The 11,927-nt window shown below is 36.2% G+C and carries 11 protein-coding genes; 4 read left to right on the top strand and 7 right to left on the bottom strand.

The features are described from left to right. Positions 1-10 precede the first annotated feature (10 nt). On the bottom strand, positions 11-2,425 hold the full coding sequence (locus C1638_RS09375) for an outer membrane beta-barrel family protein (RefSeq protein WP_109620303.1): 2,415 nt from the start codon (positions 2,423-2,425) through the stop codon (positions 11-13). A 6-nt stretch (positions 2,426-2,431) separates the two neighbouring features. After that, complete coding sequence (locus C1638_RS09370; RefSeq protein ID WP_109620301.1) at positions 2,432-2,872, bottom strand: MarR family winged helix-turn-helix transcriptional regulator; 441 nt, start codon at positions 2,870-2,872, stop codon at positions 2,432-2,434. Positions 2,873-3,155: 283 nt separating this feature from the next. Here C1638_RS09370 and C1638_RS09365 point away from each other — a divergent pair, with 283 nt between their 5' ends. Then, positions 3,156-3,500, top strand: coding sequence for a TfoX/Sxy family protein (locus C1638_RS09365; protein WP_109620299.1), 345 nt, complete (start codon positions 3,156-3,158; stop codon positions 3,498-3,500). A 73-nt stretch (positions 3,501-3,573) separates the two neighbouring features. Here C1638_RS09365 and C1638_RS09360 read toward each other — a convergent pair whose 3' ends face one another. The 3 genes from C1638_RS09360 to C1638_RS09350 are packed head-to-tail and all read right to left on the bottom strand — an operon-like array spanning position 3,574 to position 6,143. Then, positions 3,574-4,638: a nucleotidyltransferase domain-containing protein gene (locus C1638_RS09360; protein WP_109620297.1), complete on the bottom strand. Its 1,065-nt coding sequence runs from the start codon at positions 4,636-4,638 to the stop codon at positions 3,574-3,576. Between the two features lie 11 nt (positions 4,639-4,649). Beyond that, positions 4,650-5,381, bottom strand: coding sequence for an ATP-grasp domain-containing protein (locus C1638_RS09355; protein ID WP_109620295.1), 732 nt, complete (start codon positions 5,379-5,381; stop codon positions 4,650-4,652). 12 nt (positions 5,382-5,393) lie between these two features. Further along, complete coding sequence (locus C1638_RS09350) at positions 5,394-6,143, bottom strand: nucleotidyltransferase domain-containing protein (RefSeq protein ID WP_109620293.1); 750 nt, start codon at positions 6,141-6,143, stop codon at positions 5,394-5,396. A 204-nt stretch (positions 6,144-6,347) separates the two neighbouring features. Between C1638_RS09350 and cobT the strand changes: the two genes are divergently transcribed. From cobT to cobC, 3 genes are read left to right on the top strand one after another with little or no spacing between them, the layout of a single operon-like run. After that, positions 6,348-7,364, top strand: a complete 1,017-nt coding sequence (gene cobT, locus C1638_RS09345) for a nicotinate-nucleotide--dimethylbenzimidazole phosphoribosyltransferase (RefSeq protein ID WP_262509806.1) — start codon at positions 6,348-6,350, stop codon at positions 7,362-7,364. After that, entirely contained in the window at positions 7,365-8,147 is a 783-nt protein-coding gene (locus C1638_RS09340; RefSeq protein WP_109620289.1) for an adenosylcobinamide-GDP ribazoletransferase, read from the top strand. It abuts the gene before it with no gap. Then, positions 8,132-8,686 (top strand): alpha-ribazole phosphatase family protein, encoded by a 555-nt coding sequence (cobC, locus tag C1638_RS09335; RefSeq protein ID WP_109620287.1) that lies wholly within the window; start codon positions 8,132-8,134, stop codon positions 8,684-8,686. The genes C1638_RS09340 and cobC overlap by 16 nt, the downstream gene beginning before the upstream one ends. Positions 8,687-8,757: 71 nt before the next feature. Here cobC and C1638_RS09330 read toward each other — a convergent pair whose 3' ends face one another. Together C1638_RS09330 and C1638_RS09325 are read right to left on the bottom strand one after the other, a co-directional pair. Beyond that, on the bottom strand, positions 8,758-9,954 hold the full coding sequence (locus C1638_RS09330) for an Lcl C-terminal domain-containing protein (protein WP_109620285.1): 1,197 nt from the start codon (positions 9,952-9,954) through the stop codon (positions 8,758-8,760). 187 nt (positions 9,955-10,141) lie between these two features. Beyond that, positions 10,142-11,893, bottom strand: a complete 1,752-nt coding sequence (locus C1638_RS09325; protein ID WP_109620283.1) for a hypothetical protein — start codon at positions 11,891-11,893, stop codon at positions 10,142-10,144. Between the last annotated feature and the right edge of the window lie 34 nt (positions 11,894-11,927).

Genomic DNA, 11,927 nt, shown 5'->3' with positions numbered 1-11,927 from the left:
CTAATGAAAATTAGCTTCCGACTCTTTGTTTAAGATCCTCAGCACCACCTGTTTTTCTAGGTTGTCCATTCTTGGAAGAACCAAAATTGTAGGTATAAGAAAGTGTCACTACTCGGGTATCTCTTTTTACAGCGAAGTTTTCAATATAATTATTGTAAAGACTTTGTCCATTGATATTGCTCGTAAAGAACATGTCGGTAAAAGAAAGCTTTAGGACACTGTTATTTTTAAATTTCTTTTGTGCTCCAATATTCAGGTACCAGTTTGAACTTATATCCAGATAAGCGTAGACCTCTCTTGCCTTATAATTTCCGGTAAGCTCAGCGGTGTAGCCATTTCCAAGCTTAAAGGAGTTGATGCTGTTAATATTAAAAGTAAAGTTCCCTTTGTTATTGATCTGTGTCCCGGAAACATTTCCGGTATATGATCCATAATAAAAATTAGCACTGTTGTTCATGTCCCACCATTTGGTCACCTTCACAGGAGCAATAAGGTATAATCCAAGATATGAAGCTGTGTTCAGGTTTTCAAAGGTCTGTACCGTTACATTCTGGCCAGCATCTACAATAGGTTTAATGATGTCTGTGATATTGTCTGATGTTTTACTGTAGCTTAAGGTTGCAAAGTATTTATTACTCAAACTGTAGGTCAGCTCATAGTTCATCGTCGTCTGTGGATTCAGGTCCGGATTTCCGGCTCTCATGGTGGTAGGATCAAGATAAAGCTTAAAAGGATTCAGCTGATTGTAGCTAGGTCTGGTAATTCTTCTGCTTAAGTTAATTTCCAGATTACTTTTCTCTGTTACATCATAAGATAATACCGCACTAGGAAATAACTGAGTATAATTTCTTTTATTCACCTGATTGGTCGTAATCTGAGTACCCTTTACATTGGTGTTTTCCACCCTTAAACCTGCTGTAGCCTTAAATTTATCCCATTTTTTGGACAGATTTCCATACAATGCATTGATGTTTTCCTCATAGATAAAATGATTGGTCTTATTAGGATCCGGAACTAAAATTCCAGAGTTGACATTGAAAAATTTCAGGTCATTATCTGTTTTCACAAAGCTGGTTTTAATTCCGCTTTCCAGTTTCCAGTCGTTTTTGAAGTTCTTGGTAAGGTCTGATTTTAATGAATAAATATTGAGCTTTCCATTCATATCTCCTTTCATAATATCAAGCTGATCCAGAGGAGGAGTTATTGTATGTGTTCTCGTTTCAAAATTCTGCAAAGAAGAATTGGAATAGTTAATATAGTCAAAGTCAGTAGATATTTCTGAACCTAAAGAATCAAGAGTGTACTTATGATTCAGGTTCACCGAAACGTTGGTCCATTGATCATTAGAGGTATTTTGAGTATTGAAATAGCTTTCGGGAGTATAGGCACTGCCAAGAGTTGTGTTGGCATTATCTCCATTGAGTCCGAATTTATTAGAGACCAATCCTACCGAAAAGCCCAATACATTTTTATCATTCAGATAATAATCCATTCCAGCCTTTGCAATATGATTGTTAAACTTGAATTTCAGATAATTGTCCTGTATATAAGCCTTTTCAAAATTATTGTTCACATAGAAATTCCGATCCAGAACCAATCCGTTGTAAGCCTCCCTGTAAGCAAAGCTGTAATTGGCGAAAATGTTGATCTTCTTATCTCTGTGATTGATGCTGAAGCTGTTATTGTTCTTCACATATTTACCCATTCCTAAAGAAGTGGAAATACTCCCATTCGTGCCTTTTCTCTGTTCCTTTTTAAGTTTGATATTAATGATCGATGATCCGGCTGCATCATACTTTGATGAAGGATTGGTGATAAACTCTATTTTATCAATGGTGGATGAGGGCATTCCCTTGAGATAATTGGCAAGATCACTTCCAGTCATGGGCGTATTTTTACCATCAATCTGGATCAGAAGATTTCCCTTTCCGCGAAGACTGATATTATCATTGTTATCAATAGTAATTCCCGGTGCCTTTTCCAATACTTCAAAGGCCGAATTTCCGGTACTGGCAATGCTGTTTTCAACATTCATGATCATTTTTCCATCCTGTCTTTCAATCATCGGTTTGGTCTTGGTGATGGTGACCCCTTCAATTGATTTTACATTCAGATCAATAGATGGCAGGGTCATATTTTCGATCAATGTAATGTTGTCCGAATGATATACTTCAGAACCATTTCTGTTGATTTTTAAGCGATAGGCTCCTCCTTTGATATCGTTGAAATCAAATTTCCCGTTGGAATCTGCAATTTCTGTTTTAATTAATTTGTTATCAGCATCCAAAAGGATAATCTCCATTTGTTCTGCTTTGTCAGATTTGATACTTCCTGACAATGAAAAACTCTGCATAGTCTGGGCTGAAAGCAAGTTGCAGAACAGCATAAAAATCCAGACAAAAATGAGTGAAAATATTCTGGTCATAATGTTTTACTTTTTAGGGTTAAGACAGTTTTCTGAAATTGTAAGTAAAGCCGAATACATCACCTCAAGCTCATTCTTTGAGACCCCTTTCAAGGCAACCTCGCGGTTCTTTTCGACAATATTCTGAACCTCTTTGATGACTTTTTTACCGGAATCTGTTACTTCCAGATTTGTTTTCCTACGGTCATCAGGGTGAATATGCCTTGTGATATATTCAGATTTTACCATTAAATCAATAATTCTCGTCACAGACGCGTTGTCCTTAAAAACAAGATCACCAATTTCATTCTGGGTAATTCCCGGGTTTTCCAGAATAGCTTTGATGATAAGCCACTGATCAATGGTGATTGTAAAGCCATGTGCTTTCAGCTGGCGTTGCGCATAGTTTCTATAGGATCTGATCGCTTTGTCTATGTTATAGAATATGATTGAATTTAATTTTTCCATACTTTTAAATTAAAATGACTTATCAATTATTGATATGTCAATTAATTTGTTGATCACATTTTTATTTTGTTACAACCCGCTGAAAATATTTTTATAAAAATTAAAACCTGTCGGTGTTGATATTCGTTTTTATAGTTTCATTCACTACGTTTTTACAACTAAATCACTTAATTTTACTATGGCAACAGAGCAGATTTGGAATAAGAAATGTGTGGGAAATCTCCGGATGTATTGTAGATCAGAATATTTTCAGATAAGCTCTTTTCATTATAAATAGAGTATTATGGGATATAGTATTGAACTTGCAGACAGAGTGCGGGAATGGCTTTCCAGTGTAGATAATATTGAAGTTGAAGAGAAGAAAATGTTCAGCGGGTTGGCATTTCTGGTGAATGGAAAAATGTGTATCAACATTAGTCATGATAATCTGATGTGCCGTTATAACCCCGAATTGGAAGACGAAGTTTCAGAGAAAAAAGGATTTCTTCCCATGATCATGAGAGGAAAGCAGCTCAAAGATTATTGCTATGTGGAACCTGTCGGATTTCAGCAGCCCTCAGATTTTGAGTATTGGATGAAAATTTGCCTTGAGTATAATTCAATTGCTAAGGCTTCAAAGAAGAAATAGGGTTGAGGTTTTTAGAGTATGAGAGTGGGTATCCATTGTTGTAGTTTCCCCACTGTTCATTACTCATCATGTATTAATTTTCTTCATATAGATTTTTCCTTATTTCAATCAGAACTTTTGTCGTTTTTTCCAGATCAGGATAATCGGGAAGACTGGAGATTGGATGATGATGTTCAATGGATTCTATAAGACGTTCTGCTTTCTGCATTACCGTTTCATAGGGCCAGTTTCCAGCTTTGATATCCAATAATTCATTTCGGTTTTCCACGCGAATTTGTAGAGAACAAGTAGTAAATATCTGTTCGCATGACTGCAATAATCGGATGGTATGCATCATATTTTTACTGTCATAGTTCTGCCCATGATTTTGATTAACGTTGTAGCGGTCTTCATTGCGTTCCTCTACCCATTTCCAATATTCCCTGTAATCTTTACAGTACGTAGAGTAGGCATCCAAATTACAAAATAGATAAGCTTCCGGACTTTCATTCTTGAGAACAGAGGATACAGAAACCTGATTCGCTTCCTCGTGTTGTATAATTCCTTTATATCCCAATGTTTGTAAATCGTCATAAAATAAGGCAAACATTCCTTTGGTATGGTCAATAGCTGTTAATCCACATTTTTCCTGAACTTTCCCATGTTCCAAAAGCCATTTTTTCAAAGGAATAGAACCTTGACCGTCCAGAATAAAACAAAAATCAAGAATTGATTTTCTTTCCTTATCAATTGGGTTTAAAATCTTCTTGTTAAGCCCTTTAGCCTTTTTGATCTGTGAAATAGCATATCCTGCAAAAGTATCCTTGCATAATTTGGATAGAAAGTCTTCTATTTTCAATAAGTCCATTAACGGATGTTTATAAAGAATACAATCCTCAGGACTCGCCAATACTTCCAGGATATTTGGATTATTTTTCTGTAAAAGTTCTACAAACCTCCCGATTTCATAATACGTAATATCATTCGTCTCATTAGAAATCTGTGGAATGTAGTTCAGTCCAAAGAAGTTTTCCTTGGGTAGATAATACACTCCACGGATATCTGTATCAGAATTCTCCGTTGCCAGTCCAAAAGCACGGCTTCCGGAGATGGCTTCGAAGAGGAGGAGGTTTTTGTCTTTGAGGTCTTGGATGGTCATGATTTACAATTCTAATTTTTAATACAACTTTCTACAATTACTTTTAAGGCTTTCTCTGCATCACAGGCATACAATCCTGAGCACCAAGCCGGATTGGCTTCAATTAAAGCCCAGCTTTTTCCCTTAATGATCCCAAAATCAAGAACAATTGCATTAGGTAATGTTGAAGAATATTGTTCAATAAAGTTTTTAAAAAATTCAAACATCTCATTGCTTTCAGTTTCAGAAAGTAAATTGGTATTGAAGCTGTTGTTTCGCCAATAAGTTGAGTGTGTTTTTATTTCATTATTAAGCACAAAACATCTTACTTCAAGCTCCCATTCCACAACTTCTGAAGTGAAAACGGTAGAGCTCAGGTCCAAAGAATCAAAACCTTTGATATCAGTCACTTTATCAAAAACTCCGGCCTTAAAGCTTTTAAAGTCAGAGCATTTTATAAAGATGTTTTCCTCATGAACAAAGTCTTTTAATTGTCCATAGGAAATTTTACGTTTTGTAAATTTCTCCGAAATACCTGCAAGCCAATTATCAGAGGGCTTCATTAAAGTTAGGTTACACTGCTCAGCAACAATTTCTGCATAAATATCCTCACCATACACTGCAATTACATCTGCTCGAAATTCCTCTGGGACATTCCATTTTGCATTGAAACGGTTTAATTCATATGGTGAATTGAGAGAGGCTTTTTTCAGGTTATTGCTGTCTTCCGTATATATGGGAGAAAGTGCGACGATGTTTTTCATTTTGTTTCTTTTTTACAATTTTACAATTTCTCTAAAAACCCTTTCCATTTCTTTTTTATCCGCTTTTCCTCCAGTCAAACTCTTTGATTTTTCTTCATTATAGGCTATCGTTTTCTCCAAGAATCTAAATAACTCCCAGTCGTTTGGGTGATAATAGCTTTCTCCTTTTGTGGCTTTTAATGATATAAGGTTTTCTATTTTTGCTTTGGTTTCATCATCAACCAATATAAGCAAATCACTGAATAATACCGGCGGGACACTTCCTTTTTCTATGATCCATTTCCCCGTTAATGCAGTTCTCAGACAATAAAAATAGCTTTTTAACTTTACTTCATCAGCTCTGCAGGCTTCCAGATATTTTTTGCTCATGCTTAAATAGTGATAGGATACTGCTATTGGTGAAAAACAGGCATCTGCCAAAGGCTTGAACAATTCCATAAACCTTTTGTCTTCCATGTAAACGATAGGAGAGTAGAACCAGCTCAATAAAGCAGCATTAGATTTTAGTAAAAGGTGAAAGGTTTTCCGTAGATCCCATCCAGAACCATCCAGATCATCCTCTGTCATAAATTCTATGGTTTCATCTTTATCCCAGGGCGAAAGGTACCAGTCTTTTTCATGGCAATATATAAATCGTATGTCATAATCACTGTCTGGAGAGGCAAAACCCCACGCCCTGCTCCCTGATTCAACGGCCAGAAGAACTTTTACGCCCTTACTAGCCTCAACTTCTTTTATCTTTTCTATTATTTTTGGTGTCATTGTTTTCAATTTTATATTGCAAAGTAAATGGTAATATGCGCAATCTTATTACGTAGTAATTTTATGTGAAGAGTTTTTAAGTTGAATGTTCCTTTCATCTTAATAATCTTAAATCTGGCATTTCTAGTCTTGACTCTTGCTTCTCAATTCTTGGCTCTTAGCCCTCATTTCACTAATATTGCACTTTCTCTATTTAACATAACTATTATTATAACCATGTTGACAACTGAACTACAGCATACAATTGATTTTAAAACAAAACCTTTAGGAGCATTAGGATATTTAGAACATCTTGCCTATAAAATAGGGATGGTTCAAAAGACAACTTCTCCTCAGCTATCCCAACCTCATATGGTGGTTTTTGCCGCAGACCATGGCATTGCAACAACAGGAGTAAGTGCCTATCCACAGGAGGTAACCTATCAAATGGTGATGAACTTTTTAGGTGGTGGTGCCGCCATTAATGTTTTCTGCAGACAAAATGGAATTGAAATTAAAATAGTTGATGCCGGAGTTAATTTTGATTTTCCTGCAGGATTGGATTTAATAGATCAGAAAGTCAGAAAATCCAGCCGTAATATTCTGGATGAACCGGCAATGACCGTTGATGAATATCAGAAAGCACTTCAAAACGGAGGTTCAGTCGTTGCAGAAATTGCAGAAACAGGCTGTAATATCATTGGCTTTGGGGAAATGGGAATTGGAAATACTTCTGCTTCATCTCTGATGATGAGTAAGTTGTTTAATCTACCGATTGTAAGCTGTATCGGGCGTGGAACAGGGCTGAATGATGATCAGTTACAGAATAAGATCAATATTTTATCAAATGCCATAGAAAAACATCCCAATATCATAACGCCTGATGAGATTGCTCAAACTTTTGGCGGACTGGAAATTGCTCAGATGATAGGAGCGATGGAAGAAGCTTTCCGTCAGAATATGTTGATTATGGTGGATGGATTTATCGCTACAGTTGCCATTGCCACCGTGTGGAAAAAGAATCCTGAAATCCTAAACAACTGTATATTCTGCCATGTAAGTGATGAGAATGCGCATCTTCAGCTTCTTGAATTATTGGGACAAAAAGCTTTGCTGAATCTTAATCTGCGTTTGGGAGAGGGAACAGGCTGCGCACTGGCGTATCCCATCATCCAAAGTGCGGTAAATTTCCTGAATGAAATGTCTAGTTTTGAGGACGCTCATGTTTCAAATAAAGAATAAATGAAGACTGTAAAAAATGAACTGATCTACTTTGCAACGGCACTCATGTTCTTCACAAGAATTCCGATTCCGTTTACCATTCCGTATTCCGGTGAGATTATGAATAAATCCCAGAAATACTTTGCCTGGATCGGACTATTGGTAGGATTGATTAATGCTATTGTTTTGTATTTGTCTTTTCAGCTTTTTAACCTTGAAATAGGAATTGTTCTGATGATGATCAGCAGTGTTTTGCTCACCGGAGCATTCCATGAGGATGGTTTTACCGATGTGTGCGACAGTTTTGGAGGTGGATACGGAAAGGAGAAGATCCTTACCATTATGAAAGACAGTAGGGTAGGAGCCTATGGAGCTGTAGGAATTATTTTGCTATTTGCCTTAAAGTTTTTTAGTATTCAGGCGTTGGGAACCATTGATTTGTTTAAAACTTTAGGGATTATCATTTTTGCCCATACATCAAGTCGTTTTATTGCAGGAACCATGATTTATACCCACAAATATGTTACAGATATTGATGTAAGCAAGTCAAAACCTTTAGCTAATAAACCCTTGGATGGAATGTCTCTGCTGGTAGGATTCATTAGTGTTCTAATATCTTTTGCCCTGATTCCTGACTGGCGTTTGATTTTTGCTTTTGCACTGGCATATTTGGGAAAGATCTGCATGGGATGGTACTTTAAAAAACATATCGGTGGTTATACCGGAGACTGTTTGGGATCTGTACAGCAGGTTTGTGAGGTTTTATTTTATCTTGGAACAATGATCGTATGGAAATTCATCTGATTAGACATACAGCCGTAGAAAATCCGGAAAACCTGTGCTATGGATTTGCCGAAATGCCTTTAAGAAAGAACTATTCTGAAGATTTTAAACATTTGAATATGGATAAGGATTTTAACCTGGTGATTTCAAGTCCCGCCCAACGCTGTTGTCTTTTGGCTGATCACTTTAAGTTTGATTATACCACAGATGATAGGCTGCGGGAAATGAACTTTGGGAGCTGGGAACTGAAGAAATGGACTGAAATTCCTGAGGAAGAAATCAATCCGTGGTATAAAGATTTCATCAATATAAAAGCTTCAGGAGGAGAAAACTTGCTTGAAATGCAGACTCGTGTACTCAGTTTCTGGAATGAATTATTGGAGGAAAAAAATGCTGATAAAGTTTTGATTATTGCTCATGCAGGAGTCATTCGTCTGATACTTCAAACCGTTTTACAATTTCCTCTTGAGAATATGTTCAGCATTCAGATTGATTATGGAAAGAAAGCCATTGTGAAAGTTGAAAAAGGCTTGTTTTCAATCAAAAGTGTAAATGCATAGGTGTATTTCAACGATTTATAAAAATAAAAAAAACCGCTACTTTCAGCGGTTTTAATTTTTATGAAATATTTTTAGAATCTTCTGACAGGTCTTACCCTCACTGAATAATAATCTTTGGTGTAGCTCCACATAGATCCATTATATCCTTCCAGAATCTTTACCTGATTGCTTCCAGGTATCTCTGTAGAACTCCAGTAATACTTTTGTGATACATTATTTGAAGCTATATTGTAAACATTCTTGGAACTTTTATAAAATGCCATGAGTTCATCTTCTGATGGAAGGAACCAGTCAGTTAAACCATTGATCGCATAATTATCACATAATCTTGCTGCAGAGTTGGCATCCGAACATTGAGAAACAATTCTAACCGTATTGGAAGGACCTGATCCCATTACTGACTGAGTCTGATTGATCACATCGAAAGGACATCCCCATTCAACCTTATCAGATCCGTTATAGATCAAATTCGCAGGAGCTGCTTCTAAATATCTCCAGCCATCTGTAGTTTCTCCTTTATCATAAAAAACATATCCACCGGAAGCACCTATTGCACCGGCTGTTTTAAATGTCTTTTCAGCTGAATAATACACTTGTGCCCCTTCTTTTACATAAGACTTTACGTAGTAGGTTGTATTAGGAAGTAGTCCGTTAGCCTCCAGTTCATAAGGTGAATAATTGTTGGCCGTTGTAACCTTAACCGTTTGTCCATTTGAAATGTCTACTCCTGCAGAAGTTCTGTAGCAGAATCCCTTTTCATCCGGAAAGAATGGCTCAAGATAGTTTACTGTAATTTTGTCTGTATCGAAGGTCGCAGATGTTGTATAGATTTGCTTAACCATTTTGAAGTTAATGTCCATTTTTCCAGGAGAGGTAAATGTAACATTGTCTCCGTAAATGGTTTCCCCATTACTAGCCCTAACAAAAGCTCTGATATAATAAAGGGTCGATTTTTCAAAATCTGCACCATAATCTGCCGTAAGTGCGTAATCTCCCACAGAATTATTAAATTCAGAGATTGTTTTAGAGCTACTGATTGTAGGATTGATTGTTTTTGACCAGCAGAATCCACGAGATGAAAATCCGGTTCCTGCTGAGGTTACCGTCCCATGGAACGTGAATTGAGCCAAATTAAAAGTAAGCTGTCCTGTTGTGACCTTTGGATATACATTGGTATTGTTATTTCCATTGTTATCATCCCCGCCATTATCTGACCCACATGATGAGAGAACAAAAATAGAGAGAACTAGAAATAATAGTTTCTTCATGAATAATAGTTTTTTAAGTTATTTAGTTTTATTAAATTAAGGCTGGCAAATATATAAAAAAAATCAAATCTTTTGTTAGAATTGATCTGTTTGTGAATGAATGGGTTGGGTGAGCTATATTGAGAAAAAATTATGTTAAATAATAGAGCTGTAAAAACGCCATTCGATTCAATCAAATGGCGCATATTTATTTAAAAATTCTGATAAAGCTATCTTTTTCCAAACTTTCCAGAGAGAAATTAAGATCTGCCTCAGATTTTTCCGTGGTAACTGTCGCACCCAATTCCTGTACAAGATCATTGAAAGAAATAGGTTCATACCATTGCTGATATAGTGCATTGGTTGCCAACACTGCAATCTCGGTATTTCCTGAAACATGAGAATGACCCGCTCCAAAATTCAATAAGACAAAAGTCTGTTTTTCTCCCTTTGGAAGCAGCATTCCAAGAATGGTCTGCCTTTGGACAGAATTACATCTAACTTCTGCAAATAGGTTGTTTGGGTTTATCATATAGTCTCTAGACATGATATCTCCTTTTCCAATCACAATCTTATACCCGCACTCAGGGTTTCCTCCATATACATTATTCATGATTAGGGTAGGAACATTCAATCCTTTGTTGGCATATAGATATTCAACAGCTCCGTTAGGCGCAGAAGTCATATCTCCGGAATACATCAGGTTTCCATTTTCTTGATTATAAGCTGCATTCCAACCGGTTTTTCCACCAATATTTAATGCAGAAAGGTCAAGGTCATAGGCTCCCCAGGCATCTTCCCAATAGATTCCTACTGCAAGTTTTTCACCGGAGAATCGTGTTCCTGTAGGAATATTTCCTACAAACATCTTTTCAGAAGTCGGAAGTCCGAACTCAACATCTTCTGGGAAGTAAAATGACTTTCCAGAAAGATCAAATCTAGATTTTAAATAGGTAAGGATAAACTCAAAATTCATTTCATTTACCGAACTATTTTTTCCGGTTTTCACCCACGATTTTCCGTTTCGGACTCTATATACAAAAGTATCCTGTCCATACATCCTTAAATAGCAGGCTGATAAAGCTTTGAATAGGGCGAACGGTGTCGCATTATCCAGCCAATGCAGATCATTTTCATCCAATACGATATGGGTTGCATTATTCAGTGGATTAGAAACCAGCGGCTTATGGTGTGTCTTTGATAACTTGGAGATTTTATTAATAGTCTTTGGAGATTTACTTTTATAAGCCAAAAACAAGGGTTTAAATCTGTTAAAGATCTCTGCAAGTCTTTCCAGTCCGAAGTTTTCAAACAATTCAGATGGGTTGAATTTACTTTCTTTGATGCTTTCAATCAATGTATTATTTTTGATCAATAGACTTGTCGCTGTTGTTTTGAAAATAACATATCTGAAAAATTCCACAGGATTTTCAGGATAGATCTTATAAAGGTCTGCAATTTTTACAATGGCTTCCTTATTTCTGATGTTTTCTTTTCCTGTGAATTTATAATCTAGTTCTTCGTTCAGAATATACAAAAGATCATTGATGGTTTCCTCCTTTAAAGCAATTCCCGATTTCAGCAATGAAAGACATTTCTCTGTCATTTCATCCACAGAATAAGCTTTAATTACCTTGAAAGTAAGTTTCATCTCAGGAATATTCAAAACCTCATTGGGAATGTAAATTTCATCCTGAAAATTACTTCCATAGGTAGAAAGATAATGCTCGATTTGATCCATCAATAGTTCCCATCTTGTACTGTTCTTTATCTTTTCCCAAGATTTATGGAAGGTTTTATTAAGATCATTACCGTTTAATTTTTCCTTTGAATAATATTTGATGATGTCTTTCTTTGCCCAAAGTGCATCAGGTTCAATGATAAAACCATCATTGGATATAAAAGGTTTTTCATCCGTTTTTTTAGCCAGTACGGCATTGAAAAGTTGAAGTGTTTTCATGATATAAAAATTAAATAAGTGAGGAGTATTTTTT

Source organism: Chryseobacterium oncorhynchi, from assembly GCF_002899895.1.
In the GTDB taxonomy this organism is placed as follows: Bacteria; Bacteroidota; Bacteroidia; order Flavobacteriales; family Weeksellaceae; genus Chryseobacterium; species Chryseobacterium oncorhynchi.
This window is presented reverse-complemented; position numbering and strand designations above follow the sequence as displayed.